Below are 20,669 nucleotides of genomic sequence, written 5' to 3' on the forward strand. Positions count from 1 at the left end.
CGCCCGAGCAGACGCCCGTGGAGCTGGACCTCATGGGTTTGAAGTGTCCGCTGCCAGCCCTGCGCACCCGCAAGGCGCTGGCGGCCCTGCCCGTTGGGGTGCGGCTGGTGGTGACCTGCACCGACCCCCTGGCCGTGATCGACATTCCGCATGCGGCCCATGAGACGGGGGCGATGCTGGAGAGCCGGACGGTGGAAGATGGTCGCCTCACATTCACCTTGCGAAAGGTGCGCCTGACCTGAAGCCCCCGGCCTTTTGTGGGCAACATCACCGGCAGCGTCCCGCGCGGCGTTGCGCACCGGTGTGAGCTATGATGCAGTGCAGTCTCGGATGAGCCCGGGCCCGGGGGACCTGTTCCCGCCGGCCCGCGCCAGGGGGGATCGATGAAGCTTCCGCGTCAGTTCTTCAAGCCGCTCGCCATCGGCGCGCCCGCGCCCTATCGCGAACTGCCGGTGCGTCTGGAGCGCATGATTCACTTCGTGCCGCCGCATCTGGAGAAGATGCGCGCCAAGGTGCCGGACATCGCCAAGCAGGTCGACGTGGTGCTGGGCAACCTTGAGGACGCCATTCCCAGCGACGCCAAGGAAGCCGCCCGCAAGGGCTTCATCGAGATGGCCCAGGCCACCGATTTCGGCAGCACGGGCCTGTGGACCCGCATCAACTGCCTCAACAGCCCCTGGGTGCTGGACGATATCACCGAGATCGTCGCCGCCATCGGCAATAAGCTCGACGTGATCATGCTGCCCAAGGTGGAAGGCGCCTGGGACATCCATTATCTCGACCAGCTCCTGGCGCAGCTGGAAGCCCGCCATGGCGTGCAGAAGCCCATTCTCATCCACGCCATTCTGGAGACTGCCGAAGGCGTGAAGAATGTGGAGGAGATCGCCGCCGCCTCCCCGCGCATGCATGGCATGAGCCTGGGCCCGGCGGATCTGGCGGCCTCGCGCGCCATGAAGACCACCCGCGTGGGCGGCGGCCACCCCGATTACAAGGTGCTGGCGGACCCGGACGGCGACAAGCCGCGCATCGGCTTCCAGCAGGACCTCTGGCACTACACCATCGCCAAGATGGTGGACGCCTGCGCTGCCAACGGCATCAAGCCCTTCTATGGCCCGTTCGGCGACTTCGCCGATCTCGCGGCCTGCGAGAGCCAGTTCCGCAATGCCTTCCTGCAGGGCTGCGTGGGCGCCTGGTCGCTGCACCCCACCCAGATCGACATCGCCAAGCGCGTATTCTCTCCCGATCCGGGCGAGGTGGCCTTCGCCCTCAAGATCGTGGAAGCCATGCCCGACGGCTCGGGCGCCGTGATGATTGACGGCAAGATGCAGGACGACGCCACCTGGAAGCAGGCCAAGGTCATCGTGGACCTTGCGAAGATCGTCGCAGCCAAGGATCCGGAAATGGGCAAGGTCTACGGCCTGTGACATAATCCGGCAAAGTATGAGGAGGCGGACGATGGGCACACAGGAAAAGACGCGCGCTCTCTCCGCCGTTGGCACTGTGGAGATGGTGGGGGCCATGCCCCCACCCGTGGAGGTCACGGCGGACGTCGAGGCCCCGCAGATGCGGATGGCGAAGTTCCGGATCGGCGAGGTGGTGCGCCACAAGCACTTCCCCTTCCGGGGCGTGGTGTTCGACGTGGACCCCGTGTTCGACAATACCGAGGAGTGGTGGCTGTCGATTCCGGAAGACATCCGGCCCGATAAGAACCAGCCCTTCTACCACCTGTTCGCGGAAAACGCGGACAGCGAGTATGTGGCCTATGTCTCCGAGCAGAATCTGGAGCCGGACACCTCTGATGAGCCCCTGCGCCATCCCCGGGTGAACGAGATGCTGCTGGAAGACGGCGATGGCGGCTGGCGGGTGCTTCCGCGCCTTGTGAACTGAGCAGCGGCAAGGCCCCGAGGTCCCGCCCCGGGGCCATGCGGCCGCCCAAGTGGGCTCGGCTCTGGGGCGCGGCGGCGCGGTTCCTGCGCGAATGGATGCGCCTTGGACGAAGACCGCGCGTGCGTGCAATGCAATAAAGCGCTGTCCCGTGTCGCTGAGATGGGGAAATGCAGCCGATTTCCGCGTTTTGACTTCGGCCGAGGATCAATGCCGAGAAGCCGGCTGCGCGCGCGTCCCGCCCCTATTCTCCCCTCATGCACAGATCGCGGCGCCATATACGACCTGCGTCGATGTCCTCCCGTCGAGCTCCGCAAGGGCGCAGCAAGGCAATGCGCCCCGTGGATGCCCACCGGCGCCGTGAGCTGACCGCCGGGCAGGCCCCGTTGTCGCTTCACCACACCTGCCCAGGCCCGCACCCGAGTGCCATTTCATCCTGATGCCGCCAGGGGCGGGTCGGTTGACACCATCACCCGGCAGCGTTGGCACCGGAGGCCCTCCGCACCAAAACAAAACGGCACGCCCTTGCGAGCGTGCCGTCCGTCATTCCCCACATCAGGCGCCACCGGGAAGCCCGCACCGCGCGGCCGTGCGCCGCATCGGTTCTGGGATCAACCCGGGATCACCCTCAGATCATTTGCAGCCAGATCACTTGCCGCTCGTGCCAGCCTTCTCGAGCTCCTGCCCCTTCTTCAGAAGAGCGGCCTTGTTCTGCTCTTCCTGGGCCTGGGCCTTGGCGCGGGCCTCTTCGAGGCGCTTGCGCTCCTGCTCCATGGCCACCTTGGCGTCCACGCCGGGGCTGTCATAGGTCTTGCCGAAATCGGCGTTGGAAATGGGCAGGCTGAGGGTGCGACCCACGCCGTTCACCATCTGAAGATAGACCGCATTGGCCTTCTTCAGCTTGGCGATGAAGCTCGCGTCCACCTCAACGTCGCCGATGCAGGTGGCGCCGCCGCCCTGGATGGGATTGCAGATGACGAAGGGAATCGACACCGGCTCCTTGTCGAGGGTGATGCGCATGCCGGGCTGCAGGCGCATGCCCAGCGGCACGGACACGTTGAGCCGCTTCTTCGCCTCGTCCTTCATCTCGACGATGTCGATCTTGGCGATGGCCTGGCTCTCAACGCCCAGGATCTGGGTGAGCACGCAGACCTGCTTCTTGTTCTCCGGATTCTCCTGGCAGATCTTCTGCCACGGCGAAGCCGAGAACTTCACCTCCGGTTCGGCGCCGCCCTGAGTGCCGCCCTGGGCGGGCTTGCCCTGCTGGGCCTGCGCGGCGGGCTTCGCGGGCTGCGCCTGAGAGAAGGCCGGGCCCGCAAGCGCCACAGTGAACAGCGTTGCGGCGACACCCGCCGAGAGCCGCGCGATGGAATGGGTCTTGGTCATTGGGGCCTTTCCTGTGGTCCTGCCGGTCGTTCACCTTCGCGCACGACGGCTGGCCCGCACCTGCATCATGACCCGGGCTGTCTCCGGACCAATTGAGGCAAGATGGTGGCGGGCCGCGAACTGTGCCTGCCTGGGTCGACTTTGCGTGCTACCTTGCCGACGAATGAGGCCAATACACGACCAATATCGAAAAGAACAAGCCGCATCGACGCGGAACGCCGCAAGAGAAGGAACCATGGGGCGCAAATCCACGCGGATCAAGGGTATCGGGCTGTTCGCCCTGCTGCTCCTCGCCCTCTGCTCGCCCTTCCGGGACGGCGCCCGAGCCGAAGAGAATCAGCCCGCGGCAGCCGCCCTCGCCGCGCCAGCCATTGCCATGCGCGGCCTGCCCGATCTCGCGGCAGGCTTCGCCTCCCTGCCCTATGCGAATCCCGAGGCCCCCAAGGGCGGGCGGCTCACGCTCTCCCAGCTGGGCACGTTCGACAGCCTCAATCCCTTCATCGTGAAGGGATCCGCCCCCGGTTTCGTCCGCAATTACGTGGTCGAGCCGCTGATGGCGCGCTCGTTCGACGAGCCCTTCACCCTTTACCCCCTGCTGGCGCAGTCGGTCACCACTGATGCCGAACGCAGCTTCGTGGAGTTCACCCTCGACCCACGCGCGCGCTTTTCCAATGGCGCGCCGGTCACGGCGGACGACGTGCTGTTCTCGTTCGCGCTCCTGCGCGACATGGGGCGGCCGAACCATCGGCTGTATTATGGAAAGGTGGCCAAGGCCGAAGCGCGCAACATCCACACCGTGCGCTTCACCTTCACCGAGCCGGACCGTGAACTGGCCCTGATCATGGGCCTCATGCCGGTGCTCGCGCGCGGCAGTGTCGACCCCACCCGCTTTGAGGAAACCAGCCTCGCGCCACTGATCGGCTCCGGTCCCTACACCATCGGGCCCGTGGAAGCGGGAGCCGCGGTGACGCTGGTGCGCGATCCGCGCTACTGGGGGCGTGACCTGCCGTTCAATCGTGGCCTCTACAATTTCGATGAGCTCCGCTTCGTTTATTTCCGCGATGCCAATTCCGAGTTCGAGGCCTTCAAGAAAGGCCTGATCGACGCCCGTTTCGAGAGCGACCCCACCCGCTGGGAGACCGGATACGACTTCCCCGCGGTCCGCGCCGGAGAGGTGGTGAAGGAGGTCATCCCCACCGGCACGCCCAAGCCCTATTCAGCGCTGGTGTTCAACACCCGGCGGCCCCTGTTCGCCGAAATCCGCGTGCGCCGCGCTCTCATCGAGCTGTTTGATTTTGAATGGCTCGACCGCAATTTCTATCACGGCCTTTACCAGCGCACGGCGAGCTTCTTCCAAGGCTCCGAACTGTCCGCCCTCGGCCACGGTGCCGATGCGCGAGAGCGTGAGATTCTCGCCCCCTATCCGGATGCCGTGGTGCCGAACGTGCTCGCCGGCACCTATCGCCCACCGGTCTCCGACGGCACGGGCCGTGATCGCGAGCGCCTGCGCGCCGCGCTCGCCCTGCTGGGCGAAGCGGGATGGCACCTCAAGCAGGGCGCCCTGGTGAATGGGGAGGGCACGCCGTTCGCCTTCGAGATCATGGTGGCGACGCGGGACCAGGAGCGGCTTGCGCTCGCCTATGCCGCCCAGCTCAAGCGGGCCGGCATCGCGGCGCGGGTGCGGTTCGTGGATGCGGTGCAGTTCGATGCCCGTCGCAATGCCTATGACTTCGACATGGTTCCCTTCATCTGGGGCCAATCCCTGTCCCCCGGCAACGAGCAGGCCTTCTATTTCGGCTCCGCCGCCGCCGACACGCCCGGCACGCGCAATTATATGGGCGCGAAGAATCCCGCTGTGGACGCCGCCATCGCCGCCCTCCTCGCGGCCAACGACGAAGGGGACTACATCTCGGCCGCGCGCGCCCTCGATCGAGCCCTGATCTCCGGCGCCTATGGCGTGCCGCTGTTCCATACCCCGGGCCAATGGCTGGCGCGCTGGACGCGCATCGCCCGACCGGAGCGGGCCTCCCTTTATGGCACCCTGCCCGAGACGTGGTGGCGCGCGCAGAATCATTGACAGCACACCCTGCGCGCGTACCATCACACCACCTTCGGGGCATAGATCAGCCGTAATCACGGGCCAGTTTCACACACGTTTTCGCGAGACGGCTGCGGCCGACATTGCTAGGGCCTTTCCTTGGGGCATCATCGGGAATCGAAGGACGTCGCCGCGCATCAGGCGGCGACCGGCCATCCCTATCGGGATCGGCCCGTCGAGGAGGGAGTGATGGCCGACCCCCGGCGTTCGCACGAAGATACAGTCTTCGAGCGAACCGCAGCGTCGTCACAAGCCACGTCGCCACCGCGTCGCGCCACGCCCGACCAGGGGGTGCGCCCACGCATAGGCCGCGGGCCGCGGCGCACCAGGCGCAAAACCGTCGCGCGCATCGACGCAGGGGTGGCTCTGCGCTCCGCTGCCATTTCGGCGGCAGTGGCGGTGTTCGTGCTCGGCGGCTTTTTTGCGCTGCAAAGTCTCGGAATCTGGCGTGACCACGAGGCCGCGCTCGGGCGGGAAAAGCTGATGGATCCGCCATCCAGCGTGGCTGCCGGTGGGCTGGTGCCGACGACTGCTCCGGCGCCGACAGAAAGCAGCCTGGAGGTCCGCCGCTCCGCGTCGCTCCTCGGCAAAGAGCCAGCGGCCGAGCCACCCGCGAACACCGCGCCATCGGCAGCGGCTGCGGAGACTGCGCCCGAACCCAAGCCCGGCCAACCCACTGCCGCGGATTTCGAACGCCCCGCCTTTCTGGAGCCTCTGGAAGCGGACGAAGAGCCTAACGAAGCTGGCGGTGCCGCAGCGGCTGCGTCGCGTGCGGCCGGTTCCGCGCCCTCCTCCAGCGACAATGGCCGCGAGGGGCGCATCAACACGCCCATCAATCTGCGCAACGCCCCGCAGCGGGGCGCCACTGTGCTCGCGACCCTGGCCGCCGGCACCAAGGTCACAATCTACGGATGCAAGTCCTGGTGCGAGGTAGCGGCCGACGGCAAGCGGGGCTATGTATATCGGCGTGCGGTGGATCAATGATCCGCACCGGATCGCCACGAGCGCGGGCACGTCTTCGATACCAAGATGCCCAAAGGTCATGTGGCATTCGAAACGACGAACAGGAAAGGATCTGCCATGAAGAAGAGCATTGTTGCGGGAGCAGCACTTCTGGCTCTGGCACTGGCTTCCGGCGCTGCCTCGGCGCAGGGCGTCGTGAAGGGGGCCGAGCAGGGCGCCGATAAGGGCGCGGCGGCCGGCGACAAGGCGGCGGGTCCGGTCGGCGGCGCCGTGGGTGGCACCGTGGGTGCCGTGGGCGGCGCGGTCGGCGGTGGCGTCGTGGGCGGCGTCAAGGGCGCCGGCCAGGGCGCCGAGAAGGGCGCGCAGGCCGGCGAGAAGGCCGCGGGCCCTGTGGGCGCCGTCGTGGGCGGCACGGTGGGCGCTGTCGGCGGCACCGTCGGCGGCATTCTGGGCGTCGACGGCAAGAAGTGAGCCCCACAGGCTCGGGCCCGATCAAGGCCTCGTCCCTGAAGTGACATGCACCGGCTGTTCCGGAAGGGAGCAGCCGGTGTTTTCATAGCTGCACAGTGTCCGGAAAGGTGTCTCGCCGCCATTGCCCAAGGCGGCGCCGAGTGCATCGCCCCCCGCGCGTTGCGGGCCGCATGGGGCGCGGGCCCTTCGCCACGGCTCAGGTGTTTGCCAAGTCCAATGGGGCACCGAGCGCTCCGCCTGCCCCCCGACCGAGCGCGCAACCTAAAGCATGAGCGCGCAACCCAAGTCTTTTCCCATTTTCTGAAACGGGAAAAGACTTGGGCCTATTGAGCCGGAGCGTTTTCTCAACGCAAACCGGAAACCGCTTCGCACAAAAGGGCCTTAGAGCCCCTTCTTCTGGGCCAGGGCCGCCAGCTTCTTGAGCACTGTCAGCGTGCCCTTCAGCCGCGCTTCCGGATTCGCCCAATCGCGCAGGAACACCACCTTGAAGTCCGGCCGCACCTTGGCCTGCGAGCCTTCCTGGGCGATGAGCTTTACCAGCCCTGACGGATCGGCGAACTCGTTGCCACGGAAGCCCAGCACCACGCCCTTGGGGCCGGCATCCACTTTCTCCACATTGGCCGCGCGCGCCAGCGCCTTGATCTTCGCGAGCTGGAGCAGGTGACCCACCTCCTCCGGCGCCGGGCCGAAGCGATCGGTAAGCTCGGCGCCGAAGCCGTCGATCTCCTGATCTTCCTGAAGGTCGGCGAGCCGGCGATACAAGGCCAGCCGCACATGCAGGTCCGCCACATAATCCTCGGGGATGAGGACCGGCGTGCCGATGGTGATGTTGGGCGACCACTTGTCGTCCACATAATCGGTGATGCCCGCCTTGATGTGCGCGATCGCCTCGTGAAGCATCTCCTGGTAGAGCTCGTAACCCACTTCCTTGATGTGGCCGGACTGCTCGTCGCCCAAAAGATTGCCGGCGCCGCGGATGTCCAGATCGTGGCTCGCCAGCTGGAAGCCCGCACCCAAAGTCTCCAGAGATTGCAGCACCTTGAGCCGCCGCTCCGCCTGATGAGTGATGGCCTGGGCCGCCGGCACGGTGAAGATGGCATAAGCCCGTGCCTTGGCCCGGCCGACCCGCCCGCGCAGCTGGTAAAGCTGGGCAAGGCCGAACATGTCGGCCCGGTGCACGATCAGCGTGTTGGCATTAGGCACGTCGAGGCCGGATTCCACGATGGTGGTGGACAGAAGAACGTCATACTGGCCATCGTAAAAGGCCGTCATGATGTCCTCGAGCGCACCGGCGGACATTTGCCCATGGGCCACCGCCACCTTCACTTCCGGCACAGAGGCGGAAAGGAACTCCTGCACCTCCGCCAGATTTTCAATGCGCGGCACCACATAGAAGCTCTGGCCGCCGCGATAGCGCTCGCGCAGCAGCGCCTCGCGCACGATCAGGGGATCGAAGGGCGTCACGAAAGTGCGCACCGCCAGGCGGTCCACCGGCGGGGTGGCGATGATGGAGAGCTCGCGCACCCCGGTCATGGCCAGCTGCAGCGTGCGCGGAATGGGCGTGGCGGTGAGGGTGAGCACATGCACCTCGGCGCGCAGCTGCTTCAGCCGCTCCTTGTGGGCCACGCCGAAATGCTGCTCCTCGTCCACGATGACAAGGCCCAGGTCCTTGAACTGGATGGCCTTGCCCAGCAGCGCATGGGTACCCACCACGATGTCGATGGTACCCTCCGCGAGCCCCTTCTTCACGGCGGTGAGCGCCTTGCCTGTCACCATGCGCGAGGCCTGGGCGATGTTCACCGGCAGGCCCTTGAAGCGCTCGGAGAAGGTCTTGAAATGCTGGCGCGCCAGCAGGGTCGTGGGCACCACCACAGCCACCTGCTTGCCGGAGAGCGCCGCCACGAAGGCCGCCCGTAGCGCCACCTCGGTCTTGCCGAAGCCCACATCGCCGCACACCAGCCGGTCCATGGGATGGCCGGAGCCGAGGTCGTCGACCACGGCCTCGATGGCGGCTTCCTGGTCGTCCGTCTCCTCGTAGGGGAAGCGGGCGCGGAACTCGTCGTAAAGGCCGGTGGCGACGGTGAGCTTGGGCGCCTCGCCGAGCTGGCGCTGGGCCGCGATCTTGATGAGCGCGGACGCCATCTCGCGGATGCGCTTCTTCATCCGCGCCTTGCGCGCCTGCCAGGCGCCGCCACCCAGCTTGTCGAGCTGGGCCTCGGTCTCCTCCGAGCCGTAGCGGCTCAGCAGCTCCAGGTTTTCCACCGGCAGGAACAGCTTGTCGCCGCCGGCATAGTGGATTTCCAGGCAGTCATGGGGCTCGCCCATGGCCTCGATGGTCTTCAGGCCGATGAAGCGGCCGATGCCGTGGTCGACATGCACCACGAGATCGCCAGCAGTGAGCGCCGTCAGCTCGGAAATCACGTCCTGCGGCTTGCGCGCCTTGCGCTTGGGGCGCACCAGCCGATCGCCGAGAATGTCCTGCTCGCCGATGAGGGCGAAATCCGGGGTCTCGAAGCCGGCTTCCACGCCGTAGACTGCCAGCGCCGCCTGAGTCTTGGGGAAAGCCGAGATGCTCTCGAAGCGGGAGATGGCGGCGGCGCCGGTCAGGCCATGGTCCGCCAGAACCGTGCCCAGGCGCTCGCGCGAGCCTTCCGACCAGCCGGCCAGGATGACCTTCTTGTCCTTCTGCAGCTCGCGCACATAGGCCACGGCGGCATCGAAGACATTGCCGTCCGGGTCCGCCCGTTCGGCGGCGAAGGAGCGGCCCTTCACGCCACCCACGTCGATCACCTCGCCCGCCTTGCCTTCCGGAAAGGCGAACGGCGACAGGCTAGCGACCCGCGCGGCACCGATGCGCGCGGTCCATTCCGGTCCGGTCAGATAGAGCCGGTTGGTGGGCAGCGGATTGTAGATGGGCCCGCCCGCCGGGTGCTCCAGCGCTTCCTTGCGGGCGGCATAATAGTCGCCGATCTGGGCGATGCGCTCGCCGGCCGCTTCCTCGATCAGCGGATCGAGCACCAGCGGGCTTTCCGAAACATAGTCGAACAGGGTGTCCATGCGCTCGTGAAAGAGCGGCAGCCAATGCTCCATGCCCGCATGGCGCCGCCCCTCGCTCACCGCCTCATAGAGCGTATCGCCCTTCTGCGCGGCGCCGAACTCGGCCACATAGGCCATGCGGAAGCGCTTCATGGTCGATGTGGTGAGCTGGAACTCGGCCATGGGCACCAGATCCAGCGAGCGCAGCTGCCCGGTGGTGCGCTGGGTTTCCGGGTCGAAGGCGCGGATGCTTTCCAGCGTGTCGCCGAAGAAGTCGAGCCGGATGGGCGCGTCGAGGCCCGGCGGGAACAGATCGATAAGGCCGCCGCGCACCGCATATTCGCCGGTGTCGCGCACCGTGGGGGTGCGCAGGAAGCCGTTCTGCTCGGCCCATTGGGTCACGCCATCGAGCGCGATGGCGTTGCCTGGGGCGGCCGAGAGGGACTGCGCCGCCACCAGCGCCTTCGCGGGCACGCGCTGCACCGTGGCGTTCACGGTGGTGAGCAGCACGCTCGCCTTGCCGCCCTTCACCCGCGCGAGGCGGGCCAGCGTTGCCATGCGGCGGGCGGAAATGCTCGCATTGGGCGAGGCGCGGTCATAGGGCAGGCAATCCCAGGACGGGAAGCTGTGGACCTCGACTTCCGGAGCGAAGAAGGCCAGCCCCCGCTCCAGCGCCGCCATGCGCTGGCCGTCGCGACAGACCACCACGAGGCTGGGCCACGGCGCGTTCTTCTCGGCCGCGACCGACCGGGCGAGGTCTCCCACCACCAGGCCCTCCATGCCCTCCGCAACGCGGGAAAGGGTCAGGGGCCGGCCTTGCACCAGCGCTTCGGCGAGCGGGCGGGGACGCTTCACTTTCAAAGACTCCGAGGAAGGGGACGCGAGCAGGAAAGTCGGGAGCGGGGCCTATTCCGGCACGCCCCGGCCCTCATCGTGGAAGGCCTTCATGCGGGTGAACAGGGGCGTGTCATATTCCCCCGGCACCGGCTTCGTCTCGGAGATCCAGGAAAAAATGTCATGGTCCTGGGCATCGATGAGATTCTCGAACGCGTCGAGCTCGGCATCGGAGAGATTTCCGATCTCCGCATCCGCGAACTTGCCCATGATGAGGTCCATCTCCCGCATGCCGCGATGCCAGGCGCGATAGAGGAGGCGTCGGCGGCGCGGATCGAGATCGGCGCTGGAGCGCTGGGTGCCCGACATGAGATGACCTTTCGGCAGTGAACGGCACGAACGGCCGCACCCGAAAAGGAAGCGTCCGCAGATTTCCACGCCGCCGCTTATAGAGGCAATGGCCCAGCATTGGCCAGCCTTCCGCGCGGTCCCGTTCAGGCCCGGCGCATTTGCCCCACGCGCGCCGTCTCCCCCCGCCGCAAAGCCCTAGCGGCCCTCCCCCTCGTGCGAGGAGGTGAGGAGCACGGCGCCCGGGCCACATGTGGCGAGGGTGTCATCGGGATTGCGGAGCGGGCAATCGTCCAGGGACAGGCAGCCGCAGCCGATGCAGCCCTCCAGGTGGTCGCGCAGCTCGGTCAAGCCGTCGATCCGGGCCTGAAGCGCGGCCTTCCAGTTGGCGGCCATGGCCCGCACATCCGCCACGCTGGGGTTTTTGCCCGGTGGGATGGGGCGCAGCAGCGCCGCGATCTCCGTCAGCGACACGCCGAGCCGTTGGGCCACGCGAATGATGGCAACGCGCCGCAGAATATCGCGCGAATACCGGCGCTGGTTGCCGCCGCTGCGCTGCGAGGCGATCAGCCCCTTCGCCTCATAAAAATGCAGGGTGGAGATGTTCACCCCGCTGCGCCGCGCCACCTCGCCCACCGAAAGCAGGATGGGCGCCCTTGCCGCACCGACCATGCGCGTGCCCGCCTTGACCTCAACTATGGTTGAGGTTTTATACGAGGTGTCGGCTTGCACGCGCAAGCTCTCCGGGCCACCTGGCCACGGGGTTCCAGCAGCAGCCGACGCCACGGTCCATTTTGCCCGCGGGCGCGCCTGTCGCACTTCGGAGCGGATTTGTGATGGACCATTTTCCCGCCATTGCCCTCGTCAGCGGCGCCAATCGTGGCATCGGCCTGGCCATCGCCACCGGCCTTGCAAAGGCCGGCATCCTCGTGCTGATGGGCGCGCGTGATCTTGCCCGCGGTGAAACCGCCGCCGCCGCGCTCACCGCCCAAGGCCTGAAGGCGCGCGCAGTGCAGCTGGACACCACGGACGAAGCCAGCGTCGCCGCCCTTGCCCGCCTGATTGAGCAGGATTACGGGCGCCTCGACAGTCTCATCAACAATGCGGGCATCGCGCTGGATTTCGCGCCGGATCTCACGGTGACCGAGCGCATGGAGCGCACCCTTGCGGTCAACGTGGTCGGCACCGTGCGGCTGACGGAAGCCATGGTGCCACTGCTGACCCGCTCCGGACGGGGGCGGATCGTCAATGTGTCGTCGGAGCTGGCGTCGTTCGGCCTGCGGGCGCGGGCGGACTGGCCTTATGCAGAATTCGCCTTGCCCACCTATGCCGCCTCCAAAGCCGCCGTCAATGCGCTGACGGTGAGCTATGCCAGGCAGCTCGCGGCGGCGGGTATCAAGGTCAATTCCATCTGCCCCGGCTACACCGCCACCGAGGCTACCAATTTCGCGGGGGACCGCACGCCCGAGCAGGCCGCCGTCATCGCCATCCGCTTCGCGCAGCTGGACGATGAGGGACCGACCGGCGAGTTCGTCAACGAAGCGGGCGAGCTGCCCTGGTAGGCGCTACCCTTACTTGCCCTCGAACAGCAGGGCGAGCCGCGTCATCAGCGGCTCGTCCGTCATGTCGAGGCGCAGCGGGGTGACGGAGATGCGCCCCTCATCCAGGGCACGCAGATCGGAGCCGGGAGCCGTCTCGAAGATGCGGCGCTCGAAGGCGATCCAATAATAGGGGTTGTTGCGCCCGTCGCGGCGCGGCTCGATCCGCATGAGCTTCTGGTCCCGCCGGCCCTGGGCGGTGGCGGCGACGCCTGTGATCTCCTCCGGCGCGCGGTCGGGAAAATTCACGTTCATGACGATGCCGGCCGGAATCCCCTCCTCCAGCAGCGCGCGGATAATGCGCGGGCCGTGGGTCTCGGCGGTGAGATAATTGGGGTTCTCGCGGCTCTTGATGCCGAAGGCCTGGGACAAGGCGATGGAGGGAATGCCCAGGATGGTGCCCTCGATGGCGCCCGCCACGGTACCGGAATAGCTCACATCCTCCGCGATATTCTGGCCCCGGTTGATGCCGGACAGCACCAGATCCGGCGGCTGGTCGGCCAGGATGTGGCGCACCGCCATGATGACGCAATCGGTGGGCGTGCCCTTCACGGCGAAGCGGCGCTCGTCGATCTGCCGCAGGCGCAGCGGGTCCGAAAGGGACAGCGAATGAGCGACGCCCGATTGGTCGAACTCAGGCGCCACCACCCACACGTCGTCGGAGAAGGTGCGCGCGATGCGGGCGCAGGCATCGAGGCCGGAGGCGTGAATGCCGTCGTCGTTGGTCACCAGAATACGCATGTGTCTCCCGCCTTCTCGCCGCGCCCGAAAGAAAGGCGGCGCCCCCTGACGCCGCCTGCCCGCTCGCTCTACTTCAGCTTCTCGATGGTCTTGAGCCCGCCCATATAAGGAGCCAGGGCATCGGGCACCGCCACGGCGCCATTCTCCTGCTGGTAGGTTTCCAGCACTGCCACCAGAGCACGGCCCACGGCCACGCCCGAGCCGTTCAGCGTGTGCACGAAACGCGGCGCGGCCTTGCCGTCCTTGCCCTCGGCGGGGCGATAGCGGGCATTCATGCGCCGCGCCTGAAAGTCGCCGCACACCGAGCACGAGGAAATCTCGCGGAACGCCCCCTGCCCCGGCAGCCACACCTCGATGTCGTAGGTCTTCTGCGCCCCAAAGCCCATGTCGCCGGTGCACAGGGTCACCACGCGATAATGCAGGTCCAGCTTCTTCAGCACCGCCTCGGCGCAGGCCAGCATGCGCTCGTGCTCCTCGCCCGATTTCTCGGGCGTGGTGACGGAAACCAGCTCCACCTTGTTGAACTGGTGCTGGCGGATCATGCCGCGCGTGTCGCGCCCCGCCGCACCTGCCTCGGCCCGGAAGCAGGGGGTGAGCGCCGTCATGCGCAAAGGCAGCTCTTCCTCGGAAAGAATGCTTTCACGCACCAGATTGGTCAGCGGCACCTCGGCAGTGGGCACCAGCCACAGGCGGTTGGCCACCTGCACCTTGCGGATATGGGCCGCCAGGTCCACCCGATCGAGCGCGCTCGGCACATCGAGACCGGAGGCGAGCAGCCCCGTAATCTCCTGCGCGGCAATGTTCTGCGCCTCGGTAAGGGCGGCGGAGAACTCCACGGCGCGGGTGGTGGAGAACTGGTCATCCTCGAACTTCGGCAGCTGGGCGGTGCCGTACATGGCCTCGTCCCGCACCAGAATGGGCGGGTTCACTTCCATGTAGCCGTGCTCGCCGGTGTGGGTGTCGAGGAAGAACTGGCCGAGCGCCCGCTCCATCCGCGCCAGCGGCCCCTTGTTCACCACGAAGCGCGCGCCGGAAATCTTCGCGGCGGTCTCGAAGTCCATCTGGCCGAGACCCTCGCCAACCTCGAAATGCTGCTTGGTCTCGAAGGCGTAGCCGCGCGGGGTGCCGTGGCGGTGGCGCTCCACATTGTCGTGCTCGTCCTTGCCCACGGGCACGTCCGGCAAGGGCACGTTGGGAATGGCGGCGAGCTCGGCTTCGAGCTCCTGCTCAACCGACTTCACCTCGGCCTCGAGCGCCGGCACGTCTTCCTTGATCTTGGCGACCTCGGCCATCAGCGCCTGGGCGCGGGCCTCGTCCTTCTGCGCCTTGGCCTGGCCAATCTCCTTGGAGGCGGCGTTGCGCCGCGCCAGCAGGCCTTCCAGGCTGGTGAGCGCGGTGCGGCGCTGCTCATCGAGGCCGATGACCTTCTTCACCAGGAGATCGGCGACCAAGCGCGCCTCCGCGGCCTCGCCGCCGCGCCGGGCGAGGGCGTCCACCAGGCCCTCGGGCTGTTCGCGGATCCACTTGATATCGTGCATGTGCCGGCCTCTTTGCTCGCCGCATAGGGCCGGCCTTGGGCGGCCCGCATGGGCCGCGCCACCGTCCCCGTCCAAATCGCGATGGTCTGGAAGACGCTTCGCCGCGCTCAGCCCGCGGAGATGTCGGCCGCCTCGCGCGCCGCCTCTTCCGCCGCCCGCCGCTTTTCGACGACGCCCACCAGATAGACGGACACCTCGTAGAGAAGCAGCGTCGGCAGGGCAAGGGAGAGCTGGCTGATGACGTCCGGCGGCGTGAGCACCGCGGCAGCGATGAACACGCCGACGATGGCGTAGCGGCGCGTTTTCCGCAGCATGTCCTGCGTCACAACGCCGATGCGGCCTAGCAGTGTCAGCACCACCGGGAGCTGGAAGCAGATGCCGAAGGCCAGGATCAGCGTGGTGATGAGCGACAGATATTCCGACACGCGCGGCAGCAGCGAAATTTCCGCGTGCCCGTCGCCGCCGGCCTGCTGCATGTTCAGGAAGTAGGTCATCGCCAGCGGCATGGCGATGAAATAGACGAAGGCCGCGCCAATGAGAAAACAGATCGGCGTGGCGATGAGATAAGGGCGGAAGGCCGCCTTCTCATGCTTGTAGAGGCCCGGCGCCACGAACATGTAGAGCTGCGCCGCCACCACGGGAAACGACAGGAACGCCGCCCCGAACATGCCCAGCTTGATCTGCGTGAACAGGAATTCCTGCGGGGCCGTATAGATGAGCTTGATGCCCGGCGCGAAGCCCGAGGCAAACTCATAAGGCCACAAGAGCAGGTTGTAGATCTGCTTGGCGAAGGTGAAGCACAGGAAAAACGCCACCAGAAAGGCGACCAGCGACTTGATGAGGCGCGCGCGCAGCTCGATCAGGTGATCGATCAGCGGGGCCTTCGATGCGTCGATATCGTCCTCGTCGCTCATTGCTGACTCGTGCTGGGCGCTGGGGTCTGGGCGGGCGACGGCGCGGGCACCGGCGAGGATTCGACCGGGAAGACAGGCGGCGGCAGCGGCTCATCCGATGGCGGGGGAATCAGCGCCTCCACCGGCGCCTCGGGCGCGGCCGGCGCGGGGCCTGGCGCGCCAGTGGCAATCTCCGCCGCGGCCTTGGGCTTGGCTGCGCCCTCCACCGTGGCCCGAATCTCCTCGCGAATCGACTTTAGCGGGTCGAACGCCTCCCCGGCGCCGACGCTCGTCATGGACGAGCGGGCGGTGTCGGTGATGTCGGTGATTTCCTTGCGCATATCGGCGATATCCGCCTCGCGCAGGGCTTCCTGGAACTGCCCCTGGAACTCGCCGGCCATGCGGCGCAGCTTCGTCACGGTGCGGCCCACGGTGCGCAGCACCGAAGGCAGCTCCTTGGGGCCGATGACGATCAGCGCCACGATGCCGATCAGCATCAGCTCGGACCAGCCGATATCGAACATAAGGGCCTCACGCCGGCGGCCACGCGGCCGCCTTTCTCAACGCAAAAGGGGAACGGACCGTCAGACGGCCTTCTTCTCGCCCTCGGTGGCGGCGCTGGTGGTCTGGCTCGGCAACGGGCGCGGGGGCTCGGATGCGGCCGGCTTCGCGGGCTCGTCGTCCTCGGCCATGCCCTTCTTGAAGGACTTGATGCCCTTCGCCACGTCACCCATCAGGTCGGAGATCTTGCCCCGGCCGAACAACAGGAGCACCACGGCCAGCACCACGATCCAGTGCCAGATGCTCATCGAACCCATTCCGGTCATCCTCCGAAAGGTCTCAGGACCCCCATACCGCAGCATTGGGGTATTCGGAATCTGACACTAGGCCCCAGGCGCGGCGAAAACAAGGACGCCCGCCATGTCCACAGGCCCCGTGGTGACGGCGCGCCCCGATCAGCCCTCGTCGTCACCGGGCGGTGGCGAAAGCGTGAAATCGAGGGGCTCCGGCTCCAGCGGCTCCTCGTCCTCCCGCAGGGTGATGTCATCGGACGGCAGGGGAATCGCGAATCCAGCAGGAATGCGCCCATCCAGCAGCCCGGCGCCTTTCAGCTCGTCCATGCCCGGCAGGTCGGAAACCGCATCGAGGCCAAACTGCACCAGGAAGGCGCTGGTGGTGCCGTAGGTGACCGGCCGGCCGGGGGCCTTGCGGCGGCCGCGCAGGCGGATCCACCCCGTTTCGAGCAGCACGTCCAGCGTGCCCTTGGAGGTGGAGACGCCGCGGATCTCCTCGATTTCCGCCCGCGTCACCGGCTGGTGATAGGCGATGATGGCGAGCACCTCCACAGCCGCGCGGGAAAGCCTGCGCTGCTCGGGCACAAGGTCCGCCAGGGCCGGCGCAAGATCGGGCGCGGTGCGCAGCATCCAGCCGCCGGCCACCTTCACCACGTTCACCCCCCGCCGCGCATAGTCGGCCGCCAGCGCATCGGTCAGGGCGCCGATGTCCGCGCCTTCAGACAGATGCGGGCGCATCGCGCGCGCGTCTACGGGCGCCGAGGAGGTGAACAGCAACGCCTCCACCACCCGCAGGTCGCGCACGAACGTGGCGGCGCGCTCGTCATCGGGGCGCACGTCGAACAGATCGATGCGCGGCGCCGGCTTCTTCATGTGTTCTCTCCCGCCCCGCGTGCCCGCGCGCGCAGCCACAAGGGCGCGAATGGAGCCTCCTGGCGGATGTCGACAAGCCCCTCGCGCACCATCTCCAGCGTTGCAGAGAAGCTGGAGGCCAGCGCCGTCGCCCGCTGGTCGGGCCGGGTGAGATACTCTACCAGAAATTGGTCGAGCCGCATCCAGTCGGTCAGCAGATCGCGGCCCAGCAACCGCTCCAGCCGCTCACGCGCCTCCGCCAGGGACCACACCGCGCGCAGCTTCAGGGTGACGGTGGACAGAGCCTGTGTCTGCCGCTGGCGCGCATAGGCGGAAAGCAGGTCGTAGAGGGTCGCGGTGTAGGCCACCGGGCGCTGCGGCAGGCTCGCGGGGTCCGGGCGGGCGCGGGCGAAGACCTCCCGCTCCATCTGCGGGCGCGCCATGAGCTGCTCGGCCGCCTTGCGAATGCGCTCCAGGTGGCGCAAGCGCCGGGCGAACGCCTCCGCCAGCTCCTCCGCGCTCGGGCCCTCTTCCTGCGGCGGAGCGGGCAGAAGCAGCCGCGACTTGAGATAAGCAAGCCACGCCGCCATCACCAGATAGTCGGCCGCCAGCTCCAGCCGCCCGCGCCGCGCTTCCTCAATGAAGGTGAGATACTGGTTGGCCAGGGCCAGGATCGAGATGCGGGTGAGGTCCACCTTCTGCGTGCGCGCAAGAGCCAGCAGCAGGTCGAGCGGCCCCTCGAACCCGTCGAGATCCACCACGAAGGCTTCTTCCCCGCTCTCCGGGCGCTCGTCGCCAAGCTCGGGGAAGTCGCCGCCGGCCATGGTCAGGCCGTGGCGCCCAGCCGGTGCGCCACCTCGGCCCGCAGGGCCGCCGCGTCCACCTGCCCGGCCGGCTGGCGCACAACCAAAGCGCGCGCGGCACGCTCGGCGGCAAGCCCCTCCAGCAGCGGCGCGGCGCCGGCCACCTGCTCCATCTCCTCCATCTTGCCATTGCAGTGCAGGAGAAGGTCACAGCCCGCCGCGAGAGCGGAACGGCTGCGGCTCTCCAGCGTGCCCGCCAGGGCGCCCATGGACAGGTCGTCGCTCATGAGCGCGCCCGCAAAGCCAATGCTGCCGCGAATGATGTCTCGCATCACCACCTGGGAGGTGGTCGCCGGGTGTTCCGCGTCGATGTCCAGGTAGACCACATGTGCCGTCATCCCGAGCGGAATGTCCGCCAGGGCGCGGAAGGCGGCAAAGTCGGTCGCCTCCAGCTCGGCCCGGGGCGCGCGGACCACCGGCAGCTTCTCGTGGCTGTCGGCCGGGGCGCGGCCATGGCCGGGAATGTGCTTCACCACAGGCAGCACGCCCCCTTCCAGCAGCCCTTCCGCCGCCGCGCGGGCCAGCGCGGCCACGGCGACCGGCTCGGTTCCATAAGCGCGGTTGCCGATGATGCCGTGCCCGTCCGGATGGCGAAGGTCCGCCACCGGCAGGCAGTCCACATCGATGCCGAGAGCGGTAAGATCGGCCGCGATGGCGCGCGAGTTCAGCCGCGCCGCCGCCAGCGCGGAGGCGGGATCGGTGAGGTAAAGGTTGCCGAACGCCTCGGCCGGCGGGTCGTCGTGCCAAAGGGGCGGGCGCAGGCGCTGCACGCGGCCGCCCTCCTGGTCGATCAGCACCGGCGCCGCCCAGCCGACCGCATCGCGCAGCTCGCTCACCAGGGTGCGCACCTGGTCCGGGCTTTCCACATTGCGCGCGAACAGGATGAAGCCCCACGGCGCGGTGGCGGCGAAGAAGCGCCGCTCCTCAGCCGTGATGCGGAGGCCGGAGCAACCGGCGATGAAGGCCCGTGACGACATGATCTGCCCCTATAAGCGCTCCCGCGTCGCGTCAAGGCGGTGCGGCGCCCAAATAAAAACGGCCGGGACAAGCCCGGCCGAAGGCGGTTCTGTTGCGGACCGGCTCAGAGCCCGGCCACGTATCGCGACGGATCGACAGCGGTCGAACCCTTGCGGATCTCGAAGTGGAGCTGCGGGCTCTGCACGCCGCCGCTTTGGCCAGCCTTGGCGATGATCTGCCCGCGCCGCACGGTGTCGCCGCGCTTCACGTCCAGCTCGCTGGCATGAGCATAGGCGGTGACATAGCCGTCGGAGTGCTTGATCAGCACCAGATTGCCGTAGCCCTTCAGCTCGTTGCCGGCATAGGCCACGACACCGTCTTCCGCGGCGCGCACGGCAGTGCCCTCGGGCACGGCGAAGTTCACGCCATCATTGCGGGCGCCACCGGGCTTCGGCCCGAAGGAGGAGATCACGCGACCGCGAACGGGCGCGCGGAACTGCGGACCGCCGCCCGCGGTGCGCGGCGCATCATCCGCATCGGCAACGGCGGACACCTTGGCGGCCGTCTCCACCTTGGGAGACGCCGCCGGAGACGGGGCCGCGGCAGCCGTCTTCAGGGGCTCCGGCGCAGGAGAAGCCACCACGACCGGAGTGGGCTTGGCGGACGTGGGCGGCACCGGGGCCGGCTTGGCAGCCGCGACGGTGGGCGCAGGGGCGGGAGCAGGCGCGGGCATGGTTCCCAGCGTGCCCGAGCCGCGCGGCGCGGCGGCTGCCGGGGCCTGCGCCACGGTCGCCCCATGGCCACCCGGAGGAATGACAAGGGTCTGGCCGGTGCGCACGGTGTTGCCGGGCGCGATGCCGTTGGCGGCACCAAGGGCGGCCGGCGTCACATTATAAAGACGCGCGACCGAATTGAGGGTTTCGCCCCCCTGCACCGTGTGGGTGCCGCCGGCGACGCGCGGGGCCACCGGCGCCGAGGGAGGCGTGTAGCCGGGCGCCACATAGCTGCCGGAGGCCAACGAGCCGCCCTGGCCACCATAATTCGGTGCGCCATAAAGCGGCTGGCCAGCGCCGGACGAGGCATAGGAATTGGGGCCGCCGGTGGGCGGCGGAGGCAGCGCGGACGAATCGACACGCCCAGTGGGCGCGCTTCGCACCGACCCCGTCACATCCGGCGCGGGGGCCGCGGACTGGGTGTTGCCAAAGCCGAAATCGGGAATACCGGCAAACCGGGACGTATCGGAGCTGCAGGCGGCCACTGTCCCGGACATGAGCCCGATCACGGCCAGTCGCGCGACGACGCTGCGCCCCTTGGTCTCGCTGAAATTACGCATGTGACCGTACTCGCACGCAACAGAACTGTGGCCCATTAGAGGTCGCAGGCGTAAATGCCGGCTTAAGCCAACGCAGGGTC

20 protein-coding genes are annotated in these 20,669 nt (G+C 67.7%); 7 read left to right on the plus strand and 13 right to left on the minus strand.

The features are described from left to right. Positions 1–32: 32 nt before the first annotated feature. The 3 genes from V5F26_RS14690 to hspQ all read left to right on the plus strand — a co-directional run bounded on the left by V5F26_RS14690 (position 33) and on the right by hspQ (position 1,887). Positions 33–242, plus strand: coding sequence for a sulfurtransferase TusA family protein (locus V5F26_RS14690; RefSeq protein WP_394946482.1), 210 nt, complete (start codon positions 33–35; stop codon positions 240–242). A gap of 141 nt (positions 243–383) precedes the next feature. Beyond that, on the plus strand, positions 384–1,424 hold the full coding sequence (locus V5F26_RS14695) for an HpcH/HpaI aldolase/citrate lyase family protein (protein ID WP_234050479.1): 1,041 nt from the start codon (positions 384–386) through the stop codon (positions 1,422–1,424). Positions 1,425–1,563: 139 nt separating this feature from the next. Beyond that, positions 1,564–1,887 carry a heat shock protein HspQ gene (gene hspQ / locus V5F26_RS14700; protein WP_234050820.1) on the plus strand — a complete coding sequence of 108 codons (324 nt, stop codon included), beginning with the start codon at positions 1,564–1,566 and terminating at the stop codon, positions 1,885–1,887. Positions 1,888–2,532: 645 nt separating this feature from the next. Here hspQ and V5F26_RS14705 read toward each other — a convergent pair. Then, on the minus strand, positions 2,533–3,270 hold the full coding sequence (locus tag V5F26_RS14705; RefSeq protein ID WP_394056760.1) for an invasion associated locus B family protein: 738 nt from the start codon (positions 3,268–3,270) through the stop codon (positions 2,533–2,535). A 235-nt stretch (positions 3,271–3,505) separates the two neighbouring features. Here V5F26_RS14705 and V5F26_RS14710 point away from each other — a divergent pair, with 235 nt between their 5' ends. The 3 genes from V5F26_RS14710 to V5F26_RS14720 all read left to right on the plus strand — a co-directional run bounded on the left by V5F26_RS14710 (position 3,506) and on the right by V5F26_RS14720 (position 6,802). Continuing rightward, positions 3,506–5,347 carry an extracellular solute-binding protein gene (locus tag V5F26_RS14710; RefSeq protein WP_394946290.1) on the plus strand — a complete coding sequence of 614 codons (1,842 nt, stop codon included), beginning with the start codon at positions 3,506–3,508 and terminating at the stop codon, positions 5,345–5,347. Positions 5,348–5,557: 210 nt separating this feature from the next. Beyond that, complete coding sequence (locus V5F26_RS14715; RefSeq protein ID WP_394946291.1) at positions 5,558–6,352, plus strand: SH3 domain-containing protein; 795 nt, start codon at positions 5,558–5,560, stop codon at positions 6,350–6,352. 96 nt (positions 6,353–6,448) lie between these two features. Next, a complete protein-coding gene (locus V5F26_RS14720) occupies positions 6,449–6,802 on the plus strand; it encodes a hypothetical protein (RefSeq protein ID WP_234050842.1) in 354 nt (117 codons plus the stop codon). A 381-nt stretch (positions 6,803–7,183) separates the two neighbouring features. On the opposite strand, the gene mfd is transcribed toward V5F26_RS14720, so the two are convergent. The 3 genes from mfd to soxR all read right to left on the minus strand — a co-directional run bounded on the left by mfd (position 7,184) and on the right by soxR (position 11,692). Then, positions 7,184–10,693: a transcription-repair coupling factor gene (gene mfd, locus V5F26_RS14725; protein WP_394946292.1), complete on the minus strand. Its 3,510-nt coding sequence runs from the start codon at positions 10,691–10,693 to the stop codon at positions 7,184–7,186. A gap of 51 nt (positions 10,694–10,744) precedes the next feature. After that, complete coding sequence (locus tag V5F26_RS14730; RefSeq protein ID WP_234050483.1) at positions 10,745–11,041, minus strand: FAD assembly factor SdhE; 297 nt, start codon at positions 11,039–11,041, stop codon at positions 10,745–10,747. Positions 11,042–11,218: 177 nt separating this feature from the next. Next, on the minus strand, positions 11,219–11,692 hold the full coding sequence (soxR, locus tag V5F26_RS14735; RefSeq protein WP_394946293.1) for a redox-sensitive transcriptional activator SoxR: 474 nt from the start codon (positions 11,690–11,692) through the stop codon (positions 11,219–11,221). 164 nt (positions 11,693–11,856) lie between these two features. Here soxR and V5F26_RS14740 point away from each other — a divergent pair, with 164 nt between their 5' ends. Further along, positions 11,857–12,582, plus strand: coding sequence for an SDR family oxidoreductase (locus V5F26_RS14740; RefSeq protein WP_394946294.1), 726 nt, complete (start codon positions 11,857–11,859; stop codon positions 12,580–12,582). 9 nt (positions 12,583–12,591) lie between these two features. Here the strand turns inward: V5F26_RS14740 and surE are convergent, their stop codons facing one another. The 9 genes from surE to V5F26_RS14785 form a co-directional block, all read right to left on the minus strand. Then, positions 12,592–13,359 carry a 5'/3'-nucleotidase SurE gene (gene surE, locus V5F26_RS14745; RefSeq protein ID WP_234050486.1) on the minus strand — a complete coding sequence of 256 codons (768 nt, stop codon included), beginning with the start codon at positions 13,357–13,359 and terminating at the stop codon, positions 12,592–12,594. A 68-nt stretch (positions 13,360–13,427) separates the two neighbouring features. Continuing rightward, a complete protein-coding gene (gene serS, locus V5F26_RS14750; RefSeq protein WP_394946295.1) occupies positions 13,428–14,897 on the minus strand; it encodes a serine--tRNA ligase in 1,470 nt (489 codons plus the stop codon). 107 nt (positions 14,898–15,004) lie between these two features. Next, positions 15,005–15,811: a twin-arginine translocase subunit TatC gene (gene tatC, locus V5F26_RS14755; RefSeq protein ID WP_394056750.1), complete on the minus strand. Its 807-nt coding sequence runs from the start codon at positions 15,809–15,811 to the stop codon at positions 15,005–15,007. Continuing rightward, positions 15,808–16,314, minus strand: a complete 507-nt coding sequence (gene tatB, locus V5F26_RS14760; protein ID WP_394946296.1) for a Sec-independent protein translocase protein TatB — start codon at positions 16,312–16,314, stop codon at positions 15,808–15,810. The genes tatC and tatB overlap by 4 nt, the downstream gene beginning before the upstream one ends. 60 nt (positions 16,315–16,374) lie before the next feature. Then, positions 16,375–16,608, minus strand: coding sequence for a twin-arginine translocase TatA/TatE family subunit (locus V5F26_RS14765; protein WP_234050490.1), 234 nt, complete (start codon positions 16,606–16,608; stop codon positions 16,375–16,377). Positions 16,609–16,746: 138 nt separating this feature from the next. Continuing rightward, on the minus strand, positions 16,747–17,457 hold the full coding sequence (gene scpB, locus V5F26_RS14770; protein ID WP_234050491.1) for an SMC-Scp complex subunit ScpB: 711 nt from the start codon (positions 17,455–17,457) through the stop codon (positions 16,747–16,749). Continuing rightward, positions 17,454–18,260: a segregation and condensation protein A gene (locus tag V5F26_RS14775; RefSeq protein ID WP_394946297.1), complete on the minus strand. Its 807-nt coding sequence runs from the start codon at positions 18,258–18,260 to the stop codon at positions 17,454–17,456. Before V5F26_RS14775 ends, scpB begins: the two co-directional genes overlap by 4 nt. Positions 18,261–18,262: 2 nt before the next feature. Continuing rightward, positions 18,263–19,276, minus strand: coding sequence for a beta-N-acetylhexosaminidase (nagZ, locus tag V5F26_RS14780; protein ID WP_394946298.1), 1,014 nt, complete (start codon positions 19,274–19,276; stop codon positions 18,263–18,265). A gap of 104 nt (positions 19,277–19,380) precedes the next feature. Next, positions 19,381–20,589, minus strand: coding sequence for a peptidoglycan DD-metalloendopeptidase family protein (locus V5F26_RS14785; protein ID WP_394946299.1), 1,209 nt, complete (start codon positions 20,587–20,589; stop codon positions 19,381–19,383). Positions 20,590–20,669 lie beyond the last annotated feature (80 nt).

Origin of the sequence: Xanthobacter variabilis (assembly GCF_043831965.2) — a bacterium.
Taxonomy (GTDB): Bacteria; Pseudomonadota; Alphaproteobacteria; order Rhizobiales; family Xanthobacteraceae; genus Xanthobacter.